This window comes from Pseudomonas sp. SK2, from assembly GCF_016772395.1.
GTDB classification, from domain to species: Bacteria; Pseudomonadota; Gammaproteobacteria; order Pseudomonadales; family Pseudomonadaceae; genus Aquipseudomonas; species Aquipseudomonas taiwanensis.
The window spans coordinates 5058632-5081462 of the sequence record NZ_CP061944.1; the positions used below are offsets into that span (position 1 = coordinate 5058632).

Genomic DNA, 22831 nt, shown 5'->3' on the forward strand with positions numbered 1-22831 from the left:
CGACTTACAACGGCTTGACGACGAACAGGCCGTCATCGTGACCTTCTTCCGAACCGCCGTAGACCTGCTCGGCCACGGTGCGGATCGAACTGCCACGGGCGGCGAGAATCTGGTCCATGGCACCGGCGAACCAGCCAGTGAACATGTAGTCGACCTTGCGGCCGCACTTGCCATAGACGTACACGAACGCCGAGTGCTTGAGCTTGACGCTGCAGGTGCCTTTGTCGAGGTCGATGTCCTGGATTTCGAACAGGCCCCAACCACGCTGGGACAGGCGCTTCATGTAGTGCTCGAACACCGCGACGCCTTCCAGGCCATGGCATTCGGCTTCTTTTTCACACCAGTGCCAGGCGGACTTGTAGCCGGCCTTGTACAGAATCTCGGCGTAGGCTTCGGCGCCCAGCACTTCCTCGATGCCGATGTGGTTGTTAACGAAGAAATGGCGCGGCACGTACAGCATCGGCAGGGCGTCGCTGGTCCAGACACCGGTCTCGCTGTCGACTTCGATTGGCAATTGCGGGGCGATCTTGGCCATGGAAACTCAACTCCATAAAAATTTTTATGTGGGTGCCCCGGCGTTGCTGGCAGGGGCTATCAGGCTTGGAGAGCGGCTTACTCGCCCCAGACATCCTTGAGGACGTTGACCCAGTTCTCGCCCATGATCTTGCGCACCACACGCTCGGAGTGGCCGCGCTTGAGCAGGGTTTCGGTGAGGTTGGGGAACTCGCCGACAGTGCGAATGCCGAGCGGGTTGATGATCTTGCCGAAGTTGGTCAGGCGACGGGCGTAGCCCTTGTCATGGGTCAGGTATTCGAAGAAATCCTGGCCGTGGCCTTGGGTGAAGTCGGTACCGATACCGATAGCGTCTTCGCCGACGATGTTCATGGTGTACTCGATGGCCTCGGCGTAGTCGTCGATGGTCGAGTCGATGCCCTTGGCCAGGAACGGTGCGAACATGGTCACGCCGACGAAGCCGCCGTGGTCGGCGATGAACTTCAGCTCTTCGTCCGACTTGTTGCGCGGGTGCTCCTTCAGGCCAGAAGGCAGGCAGTGGGAGTAGCAGACCGGCTTTTTCGATTCGAGGATGACTTCCTCGGAGGTCTTGGAGCCCACGTGGGACAGGTCGCACATGATGCCGACGCGGTTCATCTCGGCGACGATTTCGCGACCGAAGCCCGACAGGCCGCCGTCACGCTCGTAGCAGCCGGTGCCAACCAGGTTCTGGGTGTTGTAGCACATCTGCACGATGCCCACGCCCAGCTGCTTGAACACGTCGACGTAGGCGATCTGGTCTTCGAACGCATGGGCGTTCTGGAAACCGAAGAGGATGCCGGTCTTGCCCAGTTCCTTGGCCTTGCGAATGTCGGCGGTGGTACGTACCGGCATTACCAGGTCGCTGTTCTCGCGGATCAGCTTCTGGCTGGCGGCGATGTTATCGACGGTGGCCTTGAAGCCCTCCCACACCGACACCGTGCAGTTGGCCGCGGTCAGCCCGCCCTTGCGCATGTCCTCGAACAGCTCGCGGTTCCATTTGGCAATGATCAGACCGTCGATGACGATGCTGTCGGCGTGAAGTTCGGCTGGGCTCATCAGGCTGTCCCCTTTTATCGAGTTGGCTCGCGCCAAACCTTGTGCCGGCGCTTTGGAGCCAGCATATGCCTGTGCCCCGAGGCGCCCCGATGCAAAAACGACAGGGGGTTTGCCGAAAGCGTCAATGCGCGACATGGCACGCTCTGGCGCGCCATCCGCCGATGAGAGCCAGTCTCGATAACGACATTCGCCAGGCGTTTATGAACATTTCGTCAGGGAGCTACCGCACAGACGTGGGCTGAGCGAGAATCGCGGCGATTCGTCAGCCGGTTCGAGGAGATAACGGATGAAATCAATGGCATGGCTGGTTCTGATGGCCTTTGCGATGGGCGCCCAGGCCGGCGAGGAAGAAAGCACGCCCTGCGATAACGTCGAGAGCGACCAGCAGGCCTTCGCTTGCGCGGCGTTCAATAAACAGACCGCCGAGCGCGAGTTGAAGTCGGCGTATGACGACCTGATTCAGCGCATTCGCGACCAATATGCCGATGAAGGCGACAAGGCCACAGCCCTGGTCGGGCGCATGGATGCCGCCGAAAAACTGTGGACGCAGCTGCGCGATGCCGACTGCAAGGTCGAAACCTATGCCGAGAAACCCGGCAGCAAAGCGTTCCAGGCGGCCTGGGATACCTGCGTTGCACAGCGCAGCGATGACCGCTCGGAGTACCTGCAATCCATCGGTCAGCAGTAGCCCTGTAACGGCCTCTTCGCGGGCAACCCCGCAAAGAGGCCAGCGCAGGAAGACCTCAGACCACCCGAGCCAACCGGTCCTCCCGCGGACAGCGCTCGAACCGCGTTCGGTAGCAGCGGGTAAAGTACGACGCAGACTCGAACCCGCATGCCACGCCGACCTCCAGCACGCTCATGTCGGTCTGACGCAACAACTGCCGCGCCTTGTCCAAGCGCAGCCGCAAATAGAAGCCACTGGGCGTGTCGTTCAGGTACAGGCGAAACAACCGCTCGAGCTGCCGCCGGGTCACCTGCACGGCATCGGCCAGCACCTGGGTATTGAGCGGCTGCTCGGTGTTGCGCTCCATCTCGCCAATGACCTTCACCAGCTTCTTGTTGCTGATGCCGTAGCGGGAGGCGATCTGCATGCGCTGGTGATCCTGTCGCGGACGGATACGCCCCAGCACGAACTGCTCGGAAACCTGCACCGCCAACTCGCTGCCATGGGCCTGGCCGATCAGGTCGAGCATCAGGTCGATCGACGCCGTGCCACCCGCGCAGGTAATTCTTCGGCGGTCGATCTCGAACAGCTCCTGCGTCGCCTGCAACCGTGGATAACGCTCCTTGAAAGCCTCCAGCGCCTCCCAATGCAAGGTCGCCCGATGCCCATCCAGCAGGCCCGCTTCGGCCAATACCATCGCGCCGGTATCGATGCCGCCCAGAATCACCCCCTCGTGGTCGAGACGACGTAGCGCTTGTTGCAAGCCATGGCCATAACTGGCCAACGGATCGAACCCTGCGACCACCAGCAGCATCTGCCCGTGCGGCTCATCGCCCAACGCGCCATCGGCGTTGACCGACATACCGTTGCTCGCCTGCACCGCCCCGCCATCCAGGCTCAGCACCTGCCAACGGTACTGTGGCCCACGGAAGCGGTTGGCCACGCGCAGCGGCTCCAAGGCGCTGATGAAGCCCATGGCCGAAAAGCCTGGAAGCAGGAGGAACTGGATAGTTTGCGACATCGAGGTTTCTCTGATGAGGACAGGTCGCCAGGGTGCAAGTGTGAGTCGCCAGCGTGCGATTTTCCAGTGTGCCACCCGCGTAGCTTAAACACACGGTCCAGAGAGACCGGCCCCTATAACAATATGCACTGCCGTTGGAGAGCCACCATGCACAGCTTGATCCGCCGCAGCCTGTTTTCCCTCGCTCTGAGCACCACCCTTGCAAGCCCCGTATTCGCCGCCGAACCCGCCGTCTGCAAGGACGTGCGCCTGGGCGTGGTCAACTGGACCGACGTCATCGCCACCAGCGCCATGGCGCAGGTGCTGCTCGATGGGCTGGGTTACCAGACCAAGCAGACCAGCGCCTCGCAGCAGATCATCTTCGCCGGTATCCGCGACAAGCGCCTGGACATGTTCCTGGGGTACTGGAACCCGCTCATGACCCAAACCATCACCCCGTTCGTCGATGCCAACCAGGTCAAGGTCTTGGACAAGCCCAGCCTGGAGGACGCCCGCGCCACCCTGGCCGTGCCGAAATACCTCTATGACAAAGGCCTGAAAACCTTCGCCGACATCCACAAGTTCGAGAAAGAACTGGGCGGCAAGATCTATGGCATCGAACCGGGTTCCGGCGCCAATACCCAGATCAAGGCGATGATCACCAAGAACCAGTTCGACCTGGGCAAGTTCCAGCTGGTCGAATCGAGTGAGGCAGGCATGCTCGCCGCTGTCGACCGCGCCGTACGGCGCAAGGAAGCGGTAGTGTTCTTTGGCTGGGCGCCGCACCCGATGAATGTGAACATCGAGATGGCCTACCTGGGCGACAGCCAGGATGCCCTGGGCCCTGACGAAGGCCGGGCGACGGTGTGGACGGTCACGGCGCCAGACTACGCCCAACGCTGTCCCAATGCCCACCGCCTGCTGACCAACCTGAACTTCAGTGCCGAGGACGAGAGCCGCATGATGCAGCCGTTGCTCGACCACAAGGACGCCCTGGAATCGGCCCGCCAGTGGCTCAAGGACCACCCCGAAGACAAGGCCCGCTGGCTTGAAGGTGTGACCACCTTCGACGGCCAGCCAGCTGCCGAGAACCTCAAGCTCAGCGCCAACTGATCCGGCCTCTTCGCCAGCAAGCTCGCGCCTACAGGTACAGCGCTACATTCAGGGTCACGTCGATCCTGTGGGAGCGGGCTTGCCCGCGAAAAATCCACCCCCGATATCACCAGGAACCACGCCATGAACCATGACGTCATCATCACCTGCGCCCTCACCGGTGCCGGCGACACCGTTGCCAAGAGCCACTTGGTCCCGGTCACCCCCAAACAGATCGCCGAATCCGCCGTCGAAGCCGCCAAGGCTGGCGCCACCGTGGTCCACTGCCACGTCCGCGACCCGCAAACCGGCCGCTTCAGCCGCGACGTAGCGTTGTACCGCGAAGTGATGGAACGCATCCGCGAAGCCGACGTGGACATCATCGTCAACCTCACTGCCGGCATGGGCGGCGACCTTGAAATCGGCCCAGGCGAGTCGCCAATGGAATTCGGCCCAGGCACCGACCTGATCGGCCCGCTGGAACGCCTGGCCCACGTCGAGGCACTGTTGCCGGAAATCTGCACCCTCGACTGCGGCACCCTCAACTTCGGCGATGGCAACGCCATCTACGTCTCGACCCCCGCGCAACTGCGTGCCGGCGCCAAGCGCATTACCGAGCTGGGCGTGAAAGCCGAGCTGGAGATCTTCGACACAGGCCACCTGTGGTTCGCCAAGCAGATGATGAAGGAGGGCCTGCTAGAGGACCCGCTGTTCCAGCTGTGCCTGGGCATCCCGTGGGGGGCACCGGCCGACACCACCACCATGAAGGCGATGGTCGACAACCTGCCGGCGAACGTGACCTGGGCAGGCTTCGGCATCGGCCGCATGCAGATGCCCATGGCGGCGCAGGCGGTACTGCTCGGCGGCAACGTTCGCGTGGGCCTGGAAGACAACCTGTACCTGGACCGTGGCGTACTGGCGAGCAACGGCCAGCTGGTCGAGCGGGCAGCGGAAATCATCACCCGCATGGGCGCCCGCGTGCTCACCCCGGCAGAAGGCCGGGAAAAAATGAACCTCAAGCGCCGCTGATACCGAGCCAAGGAGATCGACATGCCCTTCATCACCGAAATCAAGACCTTCGCCGCCCTCGGTAGCGGCGTGATTGGCAGCGGCTGGGTCGCCCGCGCCCTCGCCCATGGCCTGGATGTCATCGCCTGGGACCCGGCCCCCGGTGCCGAACAGGCGCTTCGCAAGCGCATCGCCAATGCCTGGCCGGCCCTTGAGAAACAAGGCCTGGCGCCCGGTGCTTCGCAGCAGCGGCTGAAGTTCGTCGCGACCATCGAAGAATGCGTTCGCGACGCCGATTTCATCCAGGAAAGCGCCCCGGAACGCCTCGACCTCAAGCTCGACCTGCACGCCAAGATCAGCGCCGCGGCCAAACCGAACGCCATCATCGGTTCCAGCACCTCGGGGCTGCTGCCCAGTGAGTTCTACGAGTCGGCCACCCACCCCGAGCGCTGCGTGGTCGGCCACCCGTTCAACCCGGTGTACCTGCTGCCGTTGGTCGAGATCGTCGGTGGCAACCGCACTTCCCCGGACGCCATCGAGGCCGCGAAGACCTTCTACACGGCCTTGGGCATGCGCCCGCTGCACGTACGCAAGGAAGTCCCCGGCTTCATCGCCGACCGCCTGCTCGAAGCGCTGTGGCGCGAAGCCCTGCACCTGGTCAACGACGGCGTAGCCACGACGGGCGAGATCGACGACGCCATCCGCTTCGGTGCCGGTCTGCGCTGGTCGTTCATGGGCACCTTCCTCACTTACACCCTGGCGGGCGGCGATGCTGGCATGCGCCACTTCATGTCCCAGTTCGGCCCGGCGCTGAAGCTGCCCTGGACCTACCTGCCAGCACCGGAGCTGACGGACAAACTGATCGACGACGTGGTCGAAGGCACCTCGGAGCAACTGGGCGAGCGCAGCATCGCCGCGCTGGAGCGCTATCGTGATGACACCCTGCTGGCAGTACTGGAAGCTGTGAAAAACAGCAAAGCCAGCCACGGCCTGGCGTTTGGCGAGTGAGGAGACCGCAATGCCCGCTTCGATCACCTACCGTACCCCGGTCCAGGAGGACTGGGTCGACTACAACGGGCATCTGCGCGATGCCTATTACCTGCTGATCTTCAGCTACGCCACCGACGCATTGATGGAGCGCATCGGCCTGGATGCCGACAGCCGTGGGCAAAGCGGACATTCGCTGTTCACCCTCGAGGCGCACATCAACTACCTGCATGAAGTGAAGCTGGGCACCGAAGTGTGGGTGCAGACGCAGATCATCGGTTTCGACCGCAAGCGCCTGCACCTTTACCACAGCCTGCACCGGGCGGGGTTCGACGAAGCATTGGCGGCAAGCGAGCAGATGCTGCTGCATGTAGACCTGGCGGGGCCTAAATCGGCGCCGTTCGGGGAGCGCAGCGTGGCATTGCTCAACGACTGGGTAGAGAACCAGCGCGACCTGTCAGCGCCTGAATTCGCCGGGCGTGTGATTGGTCTTCCTGCATAGATTCCATTGCCCGCTCGCGGCTGAACCCGCTCCTACAGGTGTTCCACGGCTCACGAGAGCAGCGGGTATCTAGAGGAGCGGGTTTTTCCGCGAATGGCCCTTGGACGCAAAAAAATAACCCCGGAAAGCCGTGAGCATCCGGGGCCAAGAGCGAGCAAACATCCACTGTGTGAGCGAGGGTGACCAAACCCCCTGGTACCGTGAATGAGTTCAGTGTGCTGACTTCCCCGCTCGCAGATTTAGTCGGGAACGACCTGTTCTTAGCCAAAGCAGCCATTGCGACATTCTGTCCTTGCCGCCTTGCCTGGCACGTCACAGAATCGGCTGACGATCACAGCAGCAAACAAGGACAACAGCCATGATGCATGCGGATTTGATTGATCAGGACGACCTGTTGGGCCACCTGCGCGCACGGGGATTCGACATTCCGGCCGGTGCCAGCGCCGAGCAGGCGTGCGAGGTGGTGGTTCGCGGGTTGACCGAGCCCAACGCCCGTGCCCTGAAGGGTATGGTCGAACAGATGTATACCGGTAGCGCAACGATTCTGCCGGCCGTGCGCCAGGCGATCGACAAGCAATTGCTGCCTGCGTTGGCGCAGTTCAACAAGCGCACCTGATTTCACCCTCGCCCATCGCCGGCCAGCCGGCGCCTATAGGTTAGCGGGTTACCTGTAGGCGCCGGCTGGCCGGCGATTGAGCGTCAGATCCTCACACTGGCGAACGTCGACTCGTTGCGCGCCTGGCTCAGGGCGGCCATCGGCCCGCTGTGCGGCGACAGGGTCATGGCCTGCGGGATCGGCATCATCGCTACCTGCTGAGCGGTGTTGGAACCGACACGCTCGTCACGCGGCGGAATACCGAAGTATTCGCGGTAGCACTTGGAGAAGTGCGGTGTGGAAACGAAGCCGCACACCGACGCCACTTCGATGATCGACATCGGCGTCTGCTTGAGCAACTGCCGCGCACGAATCAGTCTCAGCTTGAGGTAATAGCGCGACGGCGAGCAGTGCAGGTATTTCTGGAACAGGCGCTCGAGCTGGCGCCGCGACACCGACACATAAACAGCCAACTCGTCCAGGTCGATCGGCTCTTCCAGGTTGGCTTCCATCAGCGCGACGATCTCTTGCAGCTTCGGCTGGTTGGTACCAAGCATGTGCTTGAGCGGCACGCGCTGGTGATCCTGCTCGTTGCGGATGCGCTCGTAGACGAACATTTCGGAAATCGCTGCCGACAGTTCACGACCATGATCGCGGCTGATCAGGTGCAGCATCATGTCCAGCGGCGCAGTGCCACCCGAGCTGGTGAAGCGGTTACGGTCCAGGGTGAACAGACGGGTGCTCATGTTCACGCGAGGGAAGGCTTCCTGCATCGCCGCCAGACATTCCCAGTGCACGCTGCAATCGAAGCCGTCGAGCAGGCCGGCACATGCCAGAGCCCAGCTGCCGGTGCATACCGCGCCAAGCCTGCGCGACTGGCGGGCCTGGGCCTGCAGCCAGGTGACATGCTCGCGGGTGACCGAACGCTGGATGCCCACGCCACCGCAGACGATCACGGTGTCCATGGGCGGTGCGTTGTTGATGGCTGCATCCGGGGTGATCTGCAGACCATCGCTGGCCCATACCTGGCCGCCATCGACTGTCAGCGTATGCCAGCGGTACAGCTCACGACCGGAGAGCTGGTTGGCCATGCGCAGCGGCTCGACGGCCGATGCCAGGGAAATCAGGGTGAAATTGTCCAGCAGGAGAAAACCGATGGACTGTGGGGCTGTGCGGTTCTGGGTTGGGTTCCCGGAGGTGTACGACGTCATCGCGATTTCTCCTCACACAAATGCAGGGTGTGCCTCAGGCGGACACTGATTTCTTGTTAGTGCCCCCGTTCGTTATGCAGGGGCTTTGCCAATCTCAACGCAAACGGCGTGCCGGAAATTGAACGCGCATCCAAAAAAAACCAAAAACGACGTCTTCTTTCGGCAAATCAAGCGTTTCGTACGCGCTTGCGGAAAAACGCAAACAGGCGCGCCAGCGCCTTTGCGTGTAACTGCTGAGCAGAACGGTAGCACGGTTGGGAAGGATGCCCAGAAGCGACACATTTGAGTGTCACCGACAATACCCACACTGAGTGCGACAGCCGACAGCCGGTACTTCCAAAAACAGCGCCCCAAAAAGGGGCGCAGAGCTCACATCAGTTCGAAATCAGCGCATCAGCATTCGATGGCACTGACCGCCAGGCCACCACGCGAGGTTTCCTTGTATTTGTCGTGCATGTCGGCGCCGGTGTCTCGCATGGTGCGGATCACCTGGTCGAGGGAAATGAAGTGCTCGCCATCCCCACGCAAAGCCATCTGCACGGCGTTGATCGCCTTCACCGCGGCAATGGCGTTGCGCTCGATGCACGGCACCTGCACCAGCCCACCAACCGGGTCGCAAGTCAGGCCAAGGTTATGCTCCAGGGCGATTTCCGCCGCGTTCTCCACTTGTGGAGGCGTTGCCCCCAGCACTTCGGCAAGGCCTGCCGCCGCCATGGCGCACGCCGAGCCCACCTCGCCCTGGCAGCCGACCTCGGCACCAGAGATGGAAGCGTTCTTCTTGCACAGGATGCCCACGGCTGCCGCGGCGAGGAAGAAGTCGACCACGCTGGACTCGTTCACCGCATCGCTGAAGCGCATGTAGTAGTGCAACACTGCCGGAATGATGCCCGCGGCGCCGTTGGTGGGCGCCGTGACCATGCGCCCGCCCGCGGCGTTCTCTTCATTGACCGCCAGGGCGAACAGGTTGACCCACTCCATCGCGCTCATGGTCGAGCCGATCACGTTGGGCTTGCCGATCTCCTTCAAGCTGCGATGCAGCTTGGCGGCGCGACGGCGGACGTTGAGCCCGCCGGGCAGCGTGCCTTCGTATTTCAGGCCGTTGTTGACGCATTCCTGCATGGCATCCCAGAGCTTGTGCAAGCCAGCGCGAATCTCTTCTTCGCTGCGCCAGACCTTCTCGTTGGCCATCATCAATTGCGACACGCTCATGTCGTTTTGTTTGCACAGGCGCAGCAGTTCGGCCGCGCTGTTGAAATCGTATGGCAACACCGTCTGGTCGGCGTCCAGCACACCGCTGGCGGCCTGGGCTGCATCGACCACGAAGCCGCCGCCTACCGAGTAATAGGTATCGCGGTGCAGCTCGCCCTGCGCGCCTTCGGCGATCAGGGTCATGGCGTTGGGGTGGTACGGCAGGTTCTCATCCAGCAGCAGCATGTCGCGGGCCCAGACGAACTCGATGGGCAGGCGCCCGTCCAGCTGCAGGGTGTTGGTTTCACGCAGGTCGGCGATGCGCGGGACGATCTGGGTGGGGTCGATGGCGTCAGGCCATTCGCCCATCAGGCCCATGATGGTGGCGTTGTCGGTGCCGTGGCCGATACCGGTGGCCGACAGCGAGCCGTACAGCCTCACCTCGATCCGTTTTACCTGTTCCAGCTCGCCGCGCTCGCGCAGCCCTTGGACGAACAGGGCGCCGGCACGCATGGGGCCAACGGTGTGGGAGCTGGAAGGCCCGACACCAATCTTGAACAGGTCGAACACGCTGATGGCCATTGTCGCTTCACCTCTTGCTGGGCTTGTCTCTGCGCGCCATGCGCAGGGCGGGGCAACTGCTAGGCTGAAGCTGCGAGCCGCCACGAATGCACGCATCATCGGGCTTTTATGCCTCCCCTCGCCGTCTGCAACCGACGTACTTTTGCTCAGCAGCGCCGCTGTCGATCCGGCCACCCGTGCGCCGTTTTCAAGCGACCTTGTGACGCAAAAACGCGGCCGACGGGGTGGAGAAATCCATAAACGACGTCGCCGATACTGGATGCGACCCGTTCCGTACTGGTTACGACCCTACCAGTAGGCGATTAACCGGCGCTGGAGGATTATCGAAAGCGACTCGTTTTGCACGGCCTCGCATCCTGCCCTCTGCAGGCCTGGTCTACCGGACCCTCAGAAAGCCCGGAGACCCACGCGAACCCGAAGATAAAATCACAGGAGTCCATCCATGAAAGGTTCACCCTCGCTGTTGCTGGTTGCGTTGCTGTCCGCACCGATGCTGGCCCAGGCTGCAGAGCCTGAGCAGTGCCAGACGGTACGTTTTTCCGACGTCGGCTGGACTGACATCACCGTAACCACCGCTACCACCAGCGTTGTGCTCGAAGCACTGGGTTACAAGACCCACACCACCATGATCTCGGTACCGGTGACCTACAAGTCGCTGGCCACCGGCAAGGACCTGGACGTGTTTCTCGGCAACTGGATGCCGACCATGGAAAACGACATCAAGCAGTACCGCGATGCCGGTACCGTGGAAACGGTGCGCGCCAACCTGGAGAACGCCAAGTACACCTTGGCCGTCCCCCAGGCGCTCTATGACAAGGGCCTGAAGGATTTCTCCGACATCCCCAAGTTCAAGAAAGAGCTGGACGGCAAGATCTACGGCATCGAGCCGGGTAACGACGGTAACCGCACCATCCAGAGCATGATCGACAAGAACGCCTTCGGCCTGAAGGACGCAGGCTTCAAGATCGTGCAGTCCAGCGAGGCCGGCATGCTGTCGCAAGTGGACAGGGCACAGAAGCGCGGCGAAGCGATCGTGTTCCTGGGCTGGGAACCGCACCCGATGAACACCCGCTTCAAGATGCAGTACCTGACCGGAGGGGACGAATTCTTCGGTCCCGATTTCGGCAAGGCCACCGTGCTGACCAATACGCGCAAAGGCTATACGCAGGAATGCAGCAACGTCGGGCAACTGTTGAAGAACCTGTCGTTCGAGCTCAAGGATGAAAGCACCATGATGGGCTATGTCCTGGACGACAAGATGAAGCCCGAGGACGCCGCCAAGAAATGGCTCAAGGCCAACCCCGGCAAGTTGGATAACTGGCTGGCCGGCGTTACCACCGTTGATGGCAAACCCGGCCTTGAGGCGGCCAAGGCCAAACTGACGCAATAACGCAAGACGCTATGGCAACACCGCCGGGGCGGGAACCTTCCCGCCCCGGACTGATTTCAATCTTTGCAGGTGGAAGCTCGCTATCATGCTTATCGATCAGAAAATACCCCTGGGGCAGTACATCGCCTCATTCGTCGAATGGTTGACCCAGAACGGCGCCAGCTACTTCGACGCCATCGCCCAAGGCCTGGAATTCATGATCCACGGCGTCACCAGCGCCCTGACGTGGTTCAACCCGTTCGTTCTGGTGGCTGTATTCGCCGCCCTCGCGCACCTGATTCAGCGCAAGTGGGCGCTGACCGCTTTCGTTGCCCTTTCCTTCCTGCTGATCCTTAACCTGGGGTACTGGCAGGAAACCATGGAGACCCTGGCACAGGTCACCTTCGCCACAGTGGTCTGCGTGGCCATCGGCGTGCCGCTGGGCATCGTCGCCGCGCACAAGCCAATGTTCTATACCGCCATGCGCCCGGTCCTCGACCTGATGCAGACCGTGCCCACCTTCGTTTACCTGATCCCGACCCTGACCTTGTTCGGGCTGGGAGTGGTGCCGGGGCTGATCTCGACGGTGGTGTTCGCCATCGCCGCCCCCATCCGCCTCACTTACCTGGGCATTTGCGACGTGCCGCAAGAGCTGATGGACGCCGGCAAGGCATTCGGCTGCTCACGCCGCCAACTGCTGACCCGCATCGAGCTGCCGCACGCGATGCCGAGCATCGCCGCCGGCGTGACCCAGTGCATCATGCTGTCGCTGTCGATGGTGGTGATCGCTGCACTGGTAGGGGCCGATGGCCTGGGCAAACCTGTGGTCAACGCACTGAACACCGCTGATATTTCCCTGGGCTTCGAAGCGGGCCTGGCGATCGTGCTGCTGGCGATCATGCTCGACCGTATCTGCAAGCAACCGGAGCTGCCGGTAAGGGGTGAAGCATGAGCATCATTCGATTCGAAGACGTCGACGTCATCTTCTCCAACAAGCCACGCGAGGCGCTGGCCCTGCTCGACCAGGGCAAGACCCGCGAGCAGATCCTCAAGCAGACCGGCCTCGTGGTGGGCGTGGAAAAGGCCAACCTGGATATCAACAAAGGCGAGATCTGCGTGCTCATGGGCCTGTCGGGCTCGGGCAAGTCGAGCCTGCTGCGCTGCATCAACGGCCTGAACACCGTCAGCCGCGGCAAACTGTTCGTCGAGCATGAAGGCCGGAACATCGACATTGCCCACTGCACCCCGGCCGAGCTGAAAATGATGCGCACCAAGCGCATCGCCATGGTGTTCCAGAAGTTTGCCCTGATGCCTTGGCTGACGGTGCGCGAGAACATCAGCTTCGGCCTCGAAATGCAGGGCCGTCCGGAGAAGGAACGGCGCAAGCTGGTGGACGAAAAGCTTGAACTGGTGGGCCTGACCCAATGGCGCAACAAGAAGCCGGACGAACTGTCAGGCGGCATGCAGCAACGTGTGGGTCTGGCCCGCGCACTGGCCATGGATGCCGACATCCTGCTGATGGACGAACCCTTCTCCGCGCTTGACCCGCTGATCCGCCAGGGCCTGCAGGACGAGCTGCTGGCGCTGCAAAGCAAGTTGAGCAAGACCATCGTGTTCGTCAGCCACGACCTGGACGAGGCGCTGAAACTGGGCAGCCGCATCGCCATCATGAAAGATGGCCGGATCATCCAGTACAGCAAGCCCGAGGAAATCGTCCTCAACCCGGCGGATGAGTATGTGCGCACCTTCGTCGCCCACACCAACCCGCTCAACGTGCTGTGCGGCCGCAGCCTGATGCGCAGCCTGGACAACTGCAAACGGGTCAACGGCTCGGTTTGCCTGGACCCAGGTATCGACTCGTGGCTGGACCTTGGCGAAGGAGGCTCGCTCAAGCGCGCACGCCAGGGCCAGAACGGCCTGGACATGCAGAAATGGGCACCGGGGCAGGATGTAGAGCTGCTCGAACGCAGGCCAACTGTGGTGCACGCCGATATCGGCATGCGTGAGGCGCTGCAGATTCGTTATCAGACGGGCAACAAGCTGGTGCTGCAGGATAACGACAAAGTGGTAGGGATTCTCGGGGATACCGAGTTGTATCACGCGTTGCTGGGCAAGACCCACGGATGATGCAATTGGGGCCGCCTTGCGGCCCATCGCCGGCGAGCGGGCTCCTCTGGAGGGCCGGCTACGGCAGATGGGCCGCAAAGCGGCCCCAATCATTGTTCAGCGCACCACAATCCCGCGCGAAGCCATGTAGGCCTTGGCTTCCGGTACCGTGTACTCACCGAAGTGGAAGATACTGGCCGCCAGAACCGCACTGGCATGCCCTTCCAGAATGCCGTCGGCCAGGTGCTGCAGGTTACCCACACCACCCGAAGCGATCACCGGAATCCCCAGCGCATCGCTGATGGCCCGGGTCACACCCAGGTCGAAACCGTTCTTCATGCCGTCCTGATCCATGCTGGTCAGCAGGATTTCGCCGGCCCCCAGACCTTCCATCTTCTTCGCCCACTCGACGGCATCCAGGCCGGTCGGCTTGCGGCCACCGTGGGTGAAGATCTCCCAACGCGGCGCTTCGCCGGGGCCGGAAACCTTCTTCGCGTCGATGGCGACGACGATGCACTGCGAACCGAAACGGTCGGCAGCTTCACCGACGAACTCGGGGTTGAACACCGCCGCGGTGTTGATCGAGACCTTGTCGGCACCGGCATTGAGCAGGTTGCGGATGTCCTGCACGGTGCGCACGCCACCGCCCACGGTCAGCGGAATGAACACCTGGCTGGCCATGCGCTCGACGGTATGCAGGGTGGTGTCGCGACCGTCGACGCTGGCGGTGATGTCGAGGAAGGTGATCTCGTCGGCACCTTGCTCATTGTAGCGACGGGCGATTTCCACCGGGTCGCCGGCATCCCGAATGTTCTCGAACTTGACGCCCTTGACCACCCGGCCGTTGTCCACGTCCAGGCAAGGGATGATGCGCTTGGCCAGTGCCATGGTTCAGTCCTCAGCCTTGGTAGTTGTCGCAGAAGGCCTGGGCCTCGGCGACATCGAGGGTGCCTTCGTAGATGGCACGGCCGGTGATGGCGCCAATGATGCCAGGGGCCTTGGCATCCAGCAGGGCCTTGATGTCGCCCAGGTTGTGAATGCCACCCGAAGCGATGACCGGGATCGACGTGGCTTCGGCCAGGGCCTTGGTGAAGGGCACGTTGCAGCCCTGCATCATGCCGTCCTTGGCGATGTCGGTGTAGACGATCGCCGAGACGCCATCGGCCTCGAAACGCTTGGCCAGGTCGATGACCTGCACCGAGCTGACTTCTGCCCAGCCATCGGTGGCGACGAAACCGTCCTTGGCGTCCAGGCCGACGATGACCTTGCCCGGGAAGGCCTTGCAGGCCTCGGCGACGAACTCAGGCTGCTTGACCGCCTTGGTGCCGATGATCACGTAGCTGACGCCAGCCTTGACGTAATGCTCGATGGTTTCCAGCGAGCGGATGCCACCGCCGATCTGGATCGGCAGGTTCGGGTAACGCTTGGCGATGGCAGTCACCACCTCGCCATTGACCGGCTGGCCTTCGAAGGCGCCGTTGAGGTCAACCAGGTGCAGGCGGCGGCAGCCACCTTCGACCCACTTGGCGGCCATGCTCACCGGGTCGTCGGAAAATACCGTGGAGTCTTCCATACGGCCCTGGCGCAGACGTACGCAGGCACCGTCCTTGAGATCGATAGCGGGGATAATCAGCATCTTGGAAACCTGTCTATTCGGTGGAGTTCAGGGCTTCTCGAGCGCCCACAGGTCGCTTTCGATGCTCTCGAACCGCTCCTTGAGGTGCAGCTGAACATCGGCAATCGCCCTGTTGTAGTAAAGGGGTGCAATTTCTTTGCTGAACAGCTCGAGGACCTCAGCCACCTCGAACGACCCCAGCTCCAGCTCGAAGCGGTCTTCAAGGAAGCGCTTCAAGGTATCGAGCGCTTCGCGCTCCTGCTCGGGTGCCAGGGTGATGACCGGGGCCTTGGTCCGCGACCTGCTCATTTACCAGCGCCCGTCCCAGGCCACGAAGTTCTGCAGCAGCTGCAGACCGTGGGTGTGGCTCTTCTCCGGGTGGAACTGCACGGCAAAGCGCGAACCATCAGCCAATGCTGCGGCGAAGTCGACGCCATAGTGGCCACGACCGACCACCTGGCCGGGCTTGCCGGCGTTGATGTAATAGCTGTGCACGAAGTAGAACCGTGCGCGGTCGGGAATGTCATGCCACAGCGGGTGGTCGATGGTCTGGCTGACTTCGTTCCAACCCATGTGCGGCACCTTCAGGTGCTCGCCGTCTTCTTGCAGGTCTTTGCCGAAAAAGCGCACCTGGCCGGGGAACAGGCCGATGCAGTCGACACCGTCGTTTTCCTCGCTGTGGTCCAGCAGCGCTTGCATGCCGACGCAGATCCCGAGGAACGGGCGGTCCTGGCTGACCTCGCGCACCAGGCTGTCGAAGCCCAGGCGGCGGATTTCGGCCATGCAGTCGCGAATCGCGCCCACACCCGGGAACACCACGCGGTCCGCCTCGCGGATGACTGCGGCGTCGCTGGTCACCAGCACCTTGCCGGCGCCGACGTGTTCAAGCGCCTTGGCCACCGAGTGCAAGTTGCCCATGCCATAGTCGATTACGGCTACCGTCTGCATTTACAGGCATCCCTTGGTGGAAGGCATCTGTCCGGCCATGCGCTCGTCCAGCGTCACCGCCATGCGCAGCGCGCGGCCGAAGGCCTTGAACACGGTTTCGATCTGGTGGTGGGTGTTATGGCCCCGCAGGTTGTCGATGTGCAGGGTCACCAAGGCATGGTTGACGAAGCCCTGGAAGAACTCCTGGAACAGGTCGACGTCGAAACCGCCAACGGTGGCGCGGGTATAGGGCACATGCATCTGCAGGCCTGGACGGCCCGAGAAGTCGATGACCACGCGCGACAGGGCTTCGTCCAGCGGCACGTAGGCATGGCCGTAGCGGAAGATACCCTTCTTGTCACCGATGGCCTGGGCGAATGCCTGGCCCAGGGTAATGCCGACGTCTTCGACGGTATGGTGATCGTCGATATGCAGGTCACCCTTGCACTCGATATCCAGATCGATCAGCCCGTGTCGGGCGATCTGGTCGAGCATGTGTTCAAGGAAAGGCACGCCGATATCGAATCGGGCCTTGCCACTGCCATCGAGGTTGATCGAGCACTTGACCTGGGTTTCCAGGGTATTGCGCTCGACGGAAGCCTTACGTTCGACCATCACCAGCTCCGCAAAATCATTGGGCGAAAAGGGCTCCATTATAGGCCCAAGACGCGCCAGCTTGAAACGCGGATGACATATGGCAGGCAAAGCAATTTCGCAAGGCCGAATGCGCTACAGGTCTATACAAGCTGTGTTGCCCCTATCACCAGCAAGCCGACGCCTCCACCAGACACCGGTAGGCGGCGGCTTGCCGGCGATAGCGGCCGGACGATCAGTGGAACAGAACGGCCGTCTTCTGCAGGGTGATCCACACCCCCCAGGCCAACGGAATCACCACCACCGCCCAGGCGAACAGCACCAGCGGCAGGCTGCCCGGTGCCGCATGCCATTCCAGCGAGCGAGCGCCATCGGCGCCTTTGTCATGGCTCAACGCACGCTCTGCGGCCAACTCGGCGTCGGTCATGAAGTGCTTGTCCGCCACCGGACGTACCAGCAGGTTGCAGATGAAACCCAGCACCAGCAGGCCGGCAAGGATGTACAGGGTCATGTCATACGCCGCTGCACGTTCGACACCCGCTGCCAGCTGATATTCGCGCAGGTAGGTGATCAGCACTGGCCCCAGCACGCCCGCCGCCGCCCAGGCAGTCAGCAGGCGACCGTGAATGGCACCCACCATCTGTGTACCGAACAGGTCGGCCAGGTAAGCCGGCACCGTGGCGAAACCACCACCGTACATCGACAGAATGATGCAGAACGCCGCCACGAACAGTGCCACGTTGCCCAGGTGGCCCATGTTCGGCACCAGGCTGTAGAGGCCCACGCCCAGGGCGAAGAAGGCAAAATAGGTGTTCTTGCGGCCGATGTAGTCGGAGAACGAAGCCCAGAAGAAGCGACCACCGATGTTGAACAGGCTCAGCAAACCGGTGAAGCCAGCGGCAATGGCGGCGATCTGCGCCAGTTGCGCGGCATTGAGTTCGCTGAAGCTGAGCTGGTTGCCCAGCAGCTTGCCGGCGAAGACTTCCTGCAGCAGTGGCGAAGCCATGCCCAGGATGCCAATGCCCGCCGAAACATTCAGGCACAGCACCAGCCAGATCAGCGCGAACTGCGGGGTCTTCCAGGCCACGCTGACGTGAACGTGGCGGTCGGTGACCATCGCGTTGGCTTTCTTCACCGGCGCGGTCCAGCCCTCAGGCTTCCAGCCGGTCGGCGGCACGCGGTAGGCCAGGGCGCCAGCGGTCATGAACACGAAGTAGATCGCGGCCATCGCCACAAAACTCTGCCATACGCCCACTTCCTGCGCGTTGCCGAAGTGGCCCATCAATGCGGTCGCCAGCGGGGCGCCAACCATCGCACCACCGCCAAAGCCCATGATCGCCATGCCGGTCGCCATGCCACGCTTGTCCGGGAACCACTTGATCAGGGTCGACACGGGGGAGATATAACCCAGGCCCAGGCCGATGCCACCGATGACGCCGGACCCCAGCCACATCAGCCACAATTGGTGGGTCTTCACGCCAATCGCCGAGATCAGCATGCCACCACACCAGCACAGCGCCGATACCAGGCCAGCCTTGCGCGGACCGGCGTGTTCCAGCCAACCGCCAAGCACAGCGGCCGAGCAGCCGAGGAAGACGAAGAACAGGGTGTAGATCCAGCTCAACATCGAGATAGGCCAATCGCACTCAGCGGTGAACAACTTGGCGATGAAGCCCATGTCGGCCGAACAGGCGACTGGGGCACTGATACCGATGGCCTGGGACAGTGGCAACCAGAATACCGAGAAGCCATAGGCCATGCCGATGCACAGGTGAATGGCCAGGGCTGCCGGGGGTACCAGCCAGCGGTTGAAGCCCGGACGGGCGATGATGCGCTCCTTCGACAGGAAGCTCGGCGCAGTGGCGACCGCTCCTGCCGTGATACTGCTGTTCATGGATTCGATCCTTTTGTAGGTAGACGATGCTCGCGGATTGAATGCCCGGCTCTTCTGGCTGCACACAAGGCAAGGCCCGGCCATTTGCGGCAACGTCCGCGACAATCCGTCGCGGCGCTCCGTGGAAGCGGCGCAAGGTTAACAGGATCAAGTGACATGAAAGCAATCTGATATCGTTATTTTTTGAACCGCTGAATCGGTATTGCTGCACCCTTCCTTCGTAGGAAATACCCTGTGCCTCTTGTCGAATACGCAGGCACAACCCGTGCGGCGCTATACTCTGCCGCTTGAATTCAAAAATCGGACTACAAGGACTCGCCCATGAAAGCGTTCGGCAAAATCCTGGGGCTTGGGTTACTCGGGTTGCTGCTGATCATCGTGGCGCTGGGCTTCGCCCTGACCCACCTCTTCGATCCCAACGACTATAAAGACGAGATTCGCCAGCTGGCGCGCGACAAGGCGCACGTTGAACTGACCCTCAATGGCGACATCGGCTGGAGCCTGTTCCCCTGGTTGGGCCTGGAGCTGCACGATGCCAGCATCGCTACGCTCACGGCGCCGAAGCAACCGTTCGCCGACCTGCAGATGCTGGGCCTGTCGGTACGTGTGCTGCCGCTGCTGCGCCGCGAAGTACAAATGAGCGATGTCCGTGTAGAAGGCCTGAACCTGACCCTGGCCCGCGACGAGCACGGCCACGGCAACTGGGAAGACATCGGCAAACCCCTGCCCGCACAGACCGGCGCCCCCGCCGACGCGCCTGCGCAAGCTCCCGCCGAACCCACCTCGACACCCTCGGACAGCGGTAGCGAACGCTCGGTCAAACTCGACATCGACAGCCTGACCGTGAACAACGCGCGCGTGCAGTACACCGATGCCAAGAGCGGCCAGGCCTTCAGCGCCGAAAGCATCCAGTTGAGCACCGGCCCCGTTCACGAAGGCGCGAACATCCCGCTCAAGGCCAGCGCCTTCCTCAGTGCCAGCCAACCGAATATCAAGGCCCGCACCGAGTTGGCGGGTGAACTGCGCTTCGATCGCAAGCTCAAGCGTTACAACTTCGAGGACATGCGACTTTCTGGCGAAACGTCGGGCGAGCCCCTGGCCGGCAAAACCATGACCTTCTCCGCGCAAGGCCAGCTGCTGGTGGACCTGGCGGCCAACGTGGCCTCCTGGAGCGGGCTCAAGGTCTCGGCCAACCAGATGCGCGCGCTCGGCGAGCTGAACGTGCGTGACCTGGACAAGACGCCGCAGCTCAGTGGCGGCCTGTCCATCGCCCAGTTCGACCTGCGCACCTTCCTCGACGGCATCGGCCACCCGCTGCCAGCCACCAACGACCCGACCGTCTTCGGCAAGCTGGAACTGGTCAGCCGCCTGCAAGGCACGCCCAATAGCCTGACCCTGGAAGACCTGGCGGTGAAGCTCGACGACAGCGGCTTCAGTGGTCGGGTGGCCATCGAAGACTTCGCCAAGCAGGCCCTGCGCCTGCAACTCAAAGGCGACACCTTCGACGCCGACCGCTACTTGCCGGCCAAGAGCGAAGAGGCCAAGGGCGCCACCGCCGCCCGCCAGGCCGAGGTCAAGCAGCAGGAGGCCAGCGCCGTCGCAGGTGCCGGCACCTCGCCGCTGCCCAATGCCCCGACCCAGGTAGCCTGGAGCAACGACAAACTGTTGCCGGTGGACCGCCTGCGTGCCCTGGACCTGCAGGCTGACATTGCGTTCGGCTCGCTGACCCTGGACAAGCTGCCCATCAGCGACGCCCAGCTGGCCGTCACCGGCCAGGGTGGCTTGGTCACTCTGCAGACCCTGCGCGGCGGCCTGTACAACGGCAGCTTCGATGCCAAAGGCACCGTCGACGTGCGCCCCGCTGTGCCGCAAATCGGCATCAGCACCAAGATCAACCGGGTGCCGGTCGAGCATTTCATCAAGGCTGAAGGCAAGGAACAGGCACCTCCAGTCAAGGGGCTGCTCACCCTGTCCAGCGACCTGACCGCCACCGGCAACAGCCAGAAAGCGCTGATCGACACCCTCAACGGCGCCGCCAACTTCACCATCAATGACGGTGTGCTGGTCAATGCCAACCTCGAACAGCAACTGTGCCAAGCCATCGCCACGCTGAACCGCAAGTCGCTCAGCGGCGAGCCACGCGGCAAGGACACCCCGTTCGAAGAACTGCGCGGCAGCCTGGTGATACGCAACGGCGTGGCCAGCAACCCGGACCTCAAGGCCCGCATTCCCGGCCTGACCGTCAATGGCCAGGGCGACCTCGACCTGCGTGTGCTGGGCATGGACTACAACGTTGGCGTGATCGTGGAAGGTGACCAGCGCGCCATGCCGGACCCTGCCTGCCAGGTCAACGAGCGTTTCGTGGGCATTGAAGTGCCGTTGCGTTGCCGTGGCCCGCTGGAGCTGGGCGCCAAAGCCTGCCGCCTCGATCAGGAAGGCCTGGGCAAGGTCGCCGCCAAGCTGGCCGGTAACCGCCTTAAAGACAAGATTGACGAAAAACTCGGAGACAAGGTGAGCCCAGAACTCAAAGACGCGCTCAAGGGGCTGTTCAAGCGATGAGCCCCGAGCAGTTCTCCAGCGCCGTGCTGGATTGGTACGACCAGCACGGTCGGCATGACCTGCCCTGGCAACAGGGCATCACCCCGTATCGGGTGTGGGTGTCGGAAATCATGTTGCAACAGACCCAGGTGAGCACCGTGCTCAACTACTTCGACCGCTTCATGCAGGCCCTGCCCACCGTGCAGGCCCTGGCGGCCGCGCCGGAGGACGAAGTGCTGCACCTATGGACGGGCCTGGGCTACTACACCCGCGCCCGCAACTTGCAGAAAGCCGCGAAAATGGTGGTCGAGCAGTACGGCGGCGAGTTCCCGCGCAGCGTCGAGCAGCTCACCGAGTTGCCGGGTATCGGCCGCTCGACGGCCGGCGCCATCGCCAGCATCAGCATGGGCATCCGCGCACCGATCCTCGATGGCAACGTCAAGCGCGTGCTCGCCCGCTACACCGCTCAAGCTGGCTACCCAGGCGAGCCAAAAGTGGCCAATGCACTGTGGGCCACCGCCGAGCGCTTCACCCCGCAGCAGCGCGCCAACCACTACACCCAGGCGATGATGGACATGGGCGCAACGCTGTGCACCCGCAGCAAGCCCAGTTGCCTGATCTGCCCATTGCAGCGCGGCTGCGAGGCGCACCTGCACGGCGAAGAAACCCGCTACCCCGAACCCAAGCCGCGCAAAGCCCTGCCCCAGCGCCGCACGCTGATGCCGCTGCTGGCCAACCACGAAGGCGCCATTCTGCTGTATCGCCGCCCCTCCAGCGGCCTGTGGGGTGGCCTGTGGAGCCTGCCCGAACTGGACGACATCGAACAGCTCGACGACCTGGCCTACCAACACGGCTTGCGCCTGGCCGACAGCCGCGCGCTAGAAGGCCTGACTCACACTTTCAGCCATTTCCAGCTGGCGATCGAGCCTTGGCTGGTCCGCGTCGACCCGGTCGGCCAGCCCGTGGCCGAGGCCGACTGGCTCTGGTATAACCTCGCCACCCCGCCGCGCCTGGGCCTCGCCGCCCCGGTCAAGAAGCTGCTCAAACGCGCGGCCGACGAACTGATTGCAGGAGAAGCACGATGACCCGCACCGTGATGTGCCGCAAATACAAAGAAGAACTGCCAGGCCTGGACCGCCCGCCCTACCCCGGCGCCAAAGGCCAGGACATTTTCGAACACATCTCGCAGAAGGCCTGGGCCGACTGGCAGAAGCACCAGACCATGCTGATCAACGAAAAGCGCCTGAACATGATGAACGGTGAAGACCGCAAGTACCTCCAGGGCGAAATGGACAAGTTTTTCGCCGGCGAAGAATACGCCCAGGCCGAAGGCTACGTTCCGCCGGCCGAATGACCCCAGAAAACG

General features: G+C 62.6%; 23 protein-coding genes. 12 read left to right on the plus strand and 11 right to left on the minus strand.

The window, feature by feature from the left end; genetic code table 11:
* Nucleotides 1–4: 4 nt before the first annotated feature.
* Nucleotides 5–535: a DUF5943 domain-containing protein gene (locus IF103_RS22840; RefSeq protein ID WP_023382780.1), complete on the minus strand. Its 531-nt coding sequence runs from the start codon at nucleotides 533–535 to the stop codon at nucleotides 5–7.
* Nucleotides 536–612: 77 nt separating this feature from the next.
* Entirely contained in the window at nucleotides 613–1590 is a 978-nt protein-coding gene (locus IF103_RS22845; protein ID WP_023382781.1) for a dipeptidase, read from the minus strand.
* A 286-nt stretch (nucleotides 1591–1876) separates the two neighbouring features.
* Here IF103_RS22845 and IF103_RS22850 point away from each other — a divergent pair, with 286 nt between their 5' ends.
* Nucleotides 1877–2278 carry a lysozyme inhibitor LprI family protein gene (locus IF103_RS22850; protein WP_023382782.1) on the plus strand — a complete coding sequence of 134 codons (402 nt, stop codon included), beginning with the start codon at nucleotides 1877–1879 and terminating at the stop codon, nucleotides 2276–2278.
* A gap of 55 nt (nucleotides 2279–2333) precedes the next feature.
* Here the strand turns inward: IF103_RS22850 and IF103_RS22855 are convergent, their stop codons facing one another.
* The gene (locus IF103_RS22855; protein WP_023382783.1) at nucleotides 2334–3278 is read right to left on the minus strand and encodes a GlxA family transcriptional regulator; all 945 of its coding nucleotides are present in this window, start codon (nucleotides 3276–3278) and stop codon (nucleotides 2334–2336) included.
* Nucleotides 3279–3425: 147 nt separating this feature from the next.
* Between IF103_RS22855 and choX the strand changes: the two genes are divergently transcribed.
* From choX to IF103_RS22880, 5 genes are all read left to right on the plus strand, one after another.
* Nucleotides 3426–4370 (plus strand): choline ABC transporter substrate-binding protein, encoded by a 945-nt coding sequence (gene choX / locus IF103_RS22860; RefSeq protein ID WP_023382784.1) that lies wholly within the window; start codon nucleotides 3426–3428, stop codon nucleotides 4368–4370.
* Between the two features lie 123 nt (nucleotides 4371–4493).
* Nucleotides 4494–5378, plus strand: coding sequence for a 3-dehydrocarnitine:acetyl-CoA trimethylamine transferase CdhC (gene cdhC, locus IF103_RS22865; RefSeq protein WP_023382785.1), 885 nt, complete (start codon nucleotides 4494–4496; stop codon nucleotides 5376–5378).
* A 21-nt stretch (nucleotides 5379–5399) separates the two neighbouring features.
* Nucleotides 5400–6365: an L-carnitine dehydrogenase gene (locus IF103_RS22870; RefSeq protein WP_023382786.1), complete on the plus strand. Its 966-nt coding sequence runs from the start codon at nucleotides 5400–5402 to the stop codon at nucleotides 6363–6365.
* 10 nt (nucleotides 6366–6375) lie between these two features.
* Nucleotides 6376–6846 (plus strand): thioesterase family protein, encoded by a 471-nt coding sequence (locus IF103_RS22875; RefSeq protein WP_104881101.1) that lies wholly within the window; start codon nucleotides 6376–6378, stop codon nucleotides 6844–6846.
* A gap of 358 nt (nucleotides 6847–7204) precedes the next feature.
* Nucleotides 7205–7462 (plus strand): hypothetical protein, encoded by a 258-nt coding sequence (locus IF103_RS22880; protein ID WP_023382788.1) that lies wholly within the window; start codon nucleotides 7205–7207, stop codon nucleotides 7460–7462.
* Between the two features lie 83 nt (nucleotides 7463–7545).
* Here IF103_RS22880 and gbdR read toward each other — a convergent pair whose 3' ends face one another.
* Nucleotides 7546–8652 carry a choline metabolism transcriptional regulator GbdR gene (gene gbdR, locus IF103_RS22885; protein ID WP_023382789.1) on the minus strand — a complete coding sequence of 369 codons (1107 nt, stop codon included), beginning with the start codon at nucleotides 8650–8652 and terminating at the stop codon, nucleotides 7546–7548.
* A 393-nt stretch (nucleotides 8653–9045) separates the two neighbouring features.
* Nucleotides 9046–10422 (minus strand): L-serine ammonia-lyase, encoded by a 1377-nt coding sequence (locus IF103_RS22890; protein ID WP_023382790.1) that lies wholly within the window; start codon nucleotides 10420–10422, stop codon nucleotides 9046–9048.
* A gap of 442 nt (nucleotides 10423–10864) precedes the next feature.
* On the opposite strand from IF103_RS22890, the gene IF103_RS22895 reads away from it, so the two are divergent.
* From IF103_RS22895 to choV, 3 genes are all read left to right on the plus strand, one after another.
* Nucleotides 10865–11812: a choline ABC transporter substrate-binding protein gene (locus IF103_RS22895; protein ID WP_023382791.1), complete on the plus strand. Its 948-nt coding sequence runs from the start codon at nucleotides 10865–10867 to the stop codon at nucleotides 11810–11812.
* 82 nt (nucleotides 11813–11894) lie between these two features.
* The gene (gene choW, locus IF103_RS22900; RefSeq protein WP_177325271.1) at nucleotides 11895–12743 is read left to right on the plus strand and encodes a choline ABC transporter permease subunit; all 849 of its coding nucleotides are present in this window, start codon (nucleotides 11895–11897) and stop codon (nucleotides 12741–12743) included.
* A complete protein-coding gene (choV, locus tag IF103_RS22905; protein ID WP_023382793.1) occupies nucleotides 12740–13918 on the plus strand; it encodes a choline ABC transporter ATP-binding protein in 1179 nt (392 codons plus the stop codon). Before choW ends, choV begins: the two co-directional genes overlap by 4 nt.
* Nucleotides 13919–14014: 96 nt before the next feature.
* On the opposite strand, the gene hisF is transcribed toward choV, so the two are convergent.
* The 6 genes from hisF to IF103_RS22935 all read right to left on the minus strand — a co-directional run bounded on the left by hisF (nucleotide 14015) and on the right by IF103_RS22935 (nucleotide 18927).
* On the minus strand, nucleotides 14015–14785 hold the full coding sequence (hisF, locus tag IF103_RS22910; protein ID WP_011536177.1) for an imidazole glycerol phosphate synthase subunit HisF: 771 nt from the start codon (nucleotides 14783–14785) through the stop codon (nucleotides 14015–14017).
* 10 nt (nucleotides 14786–14795) lie between these two features.
* Nucleotides 14796–15533, minus strand: coding sequence for a 1-(5-phosphoribosyl)-5-[(5-phosphoribosylamino)methylideneamino]imidazole-4-carboxamide isomerase (gene hisA / locus IF103_RS22915; RefSeq protein WP_023382794.1), 738 nt, complete (start codon nucleotides 15531–15533; stop codon nucleotides 14796–14798).
* 27 nt (nucleotides 15534–15560) lie between these two features.
* Nucleotides 15561–15821 carry a DUF2164 domain-containing protein gene (locus tag IF103_RS22920; RefSeq protein ID WP_023382795.1) on the minus strand — a complete coding sequence of 87 codons (261 nt, stop codon included), beginning with the start codon at nucleotides 15819–15821 and terminating at the stop codon, nucleotides 15561–15563.
* A complete protein-coding gene (gene hisH / locus IF103_RS22925) occupies nucleotides 15822–16460 on the minus strand; it encodes an imidazole glycerol phosphate synthase subunit HisH (protein ID WP_023382796.1) in 639 nt (212 codons plus the stop codon).
* Nucleotides 16461–17054, minus strand: a complete 594-nt coding sequence (hisB, locus tag IF103_RS22930) for an imidazoleglycerol-phosphate dehydratase HisB (RefSeq protein WP_027907596.1) — start codon at nucleotides 17052–17054, stop codon at nucleotides 16461–16463.
* Nucleotides 17055–17268: 214 nt separating this feature from the next.
* The gene (locus IF103_RS22935; protein ID WP_023382798.1) at nucleotides 17269–18927 is read right to left on the minus strand and encodes an OFA family MFS transporter; all 1659 of its coding nucleotides are present in this window, start codon (nucleotides 18925–18927) and stop codon (nucleotides 17269–17271) included.
* A gap of 321 nt (nucleotides 18928–19248) precedes the next feature.
* Here IF103_RS22935 and IF103_RS22940 point away from each other — a divergent pair, with 321 nt between their 5' ends.
* From IF103_RS22940 to IF103_RS22950, 3 genes are read left to right on the plus strand one after another with little or no spacing between them, the layout of a single operon-like run.
* On the plus strand, nucleotides 19249–21486 hold the full coding sequence (locus IF103_RS22940; RefSeq protein ID WP_023382799.1) for an AsmA family protein: 2238 nt from the start codon (nucleotides 19249–19251) through the stop codon (nucleotides 21484–21486).
* Nucleotides 21483–22550, plus strand: coding sequence for an A/G-specific adenine glycosylase (gene mutY, locus IF103_RS22945; RefSeq protein WP_027907597.1), 1068 nt, complete (start codon nucleotides 21483–21485; stop codon nucleotides 22548–22550). The genes IF103_RS22940 and mutY overlap by 4 nt, the downstream gene beginning before the upstream one ends.
* A complete protein-coding gene (locus IF103_RS22950) occupies nucleotides 22547–22819 on the plus strand; it encodes an oxidative damage protection protein (protein ID WP_023382801.1) in 273 nt (90 codons plus the stop codon). Before mutY ends, IF103_RS22950 begins: the two co-directional genes overlap by 4 nt.
* Nucleotides 22820–22831 lie beyond the last annotated feature (12 nt).

Coding starts and splice junctions, on each gene's coding strand:
- IF103_RS22855 (WP_023382783.1), bottom strand. CDS start 3,278: ATGTCGCAAACTATCCAGTTCCTCCTGCTTCCAGGCTTTTCGGCCATG.
- IF103_RS22845 (WP_023382781.1), bottom strand. CDS start 1,590: ATGAGCCCAGCCGAACTTCACGCCGACAGCATCGTCATCGACGGTCTG.
- hisB (WP_027907596.1), bottom strand. CDS start 17,054: ATGGTCGAACGTAAGGCTTCCGTCGAGCGCAATACCCTGGAAACCCAG.
- IF103_RS22875 (WP_104881101.1), top strand. CDS start 6,376: ATGCCCGCTTCGATCACCTACCGTACCCCGGTCCAGGAGGACTGGGTC.
- IF103_RS22895 (WP_023382791.1), top strand. CDS start 10,865: ATGAAAGGTTCACCCTCGCTGTTGCTGGTTGCGTTGCTGTCCGCACCG.
- hisF (WP_011536177.1), bottom strand. CDS start 14,785: ATGGCACTGGCCAAGCGCATCATCCCTTGCCTGGACGTGGACAACGGC.
- IF103_RS22890 (WP_023382790.1), bottom strand. CDS start 10,422: ATGGCCATCAGCGTGTTCGACCTGTTCAAGATTGGTGTCGGGCCTTCC.
- choX (WP_023382784.1), top strand. CDS start 3,426: ATGCACAGCTTGATCCGCCGCAGCCTGTTTTCCCTCGCTCTGAGCACC.
- IF103_RS22850 (WP_023382782.1), top strand. CDS start 1,877: ATGAAATCAATGGCATGGCTGGTTCTGATGGCCTTTGCGATGGGCGCC.
- IF103_RS22920 (WP_023382795.1), bottom strand. CDS start 15,821: ATGAGCAGGTCGCGGACCAAGGCCCCGGTCATCACCCTGGCACCCGAG.
- IF103_RS22950 (WP_023382801.1), top strand. CDS start 22,547: ATGACCCGCACCGTGATGTGCCGCAAATACAAAGAAGAACTGCCAGGC.
- IF103_RS22880 (WP_023382788.1), top strand. CDS start 7,205: ATGATGCATGCGGATTTGATTGATCAGGACGACCTGTTGGGCCACCTG.
- gbdR (WP_023382789.1), bottom strand. CDS start 8,652: ATGACGTCGTACACCTCCGGGAACCCAACCCAGAACCGCACAGCCCCA.
- cdhC (WP_023382785.1), top strand. CDS start 4,494: ATGAACCATGACGTCATCATCACCTGCGCCCTCACCGGTGCCGGCGAC.
- IF103_RS22935 (WP_023382798.1), bottom strand. CDS start 18,927: ATGAACAGCAGTATCACGGCAGGAGCGGTCGCCACTGCGCCGAGCTTC.
- mutY (WP_027907597.1), top strand. CDS start 21,483: ATGAGCCCCGAGCAGTTCTCCAGCGCCGTGCTGGATTGGTACGACCAG.
- IF103_RS22840 (WP_023382780.1), bottom strand. CDS start 535: ATGGCCAAGATCGCCCCGCAATTGCCAATCGAAGTCGACAGCGAGACC.
- choV (WP_023382793.1), top strand. CDS start 12,740: ATGAGCATCATTCGATTCGAAGACGTCGACGTCATCTTCTCCAACAAG.
- hisH (WP_023382796.1), bottom strand. CDS start 16,460: ATGCAGACGGTAGCCGTAATCGACTATGGCATGGGCAACTTGCACTCG.
- IF103_RS22940 (WP_023382799.1), top strand. CDS start 19,249: ATGAAAGCGTTCGGCAAAATCCTGGGGCTTGGGTTACTCGGGTTGCTG.
- IF103_RS22870 (WP_023382786.1), top strand. CDS start 5,400: ATGCCCTTCATCACCGAAATCAAGACCTTCGCCGCCCTCGGTAGCGGC.
- hisA (WP_023382794.1), bottom strand. CDS start 15,533: ATGCTGATTATCCCCGCTATCGATCTCAAGGACGGTGCCTGCGTACGT.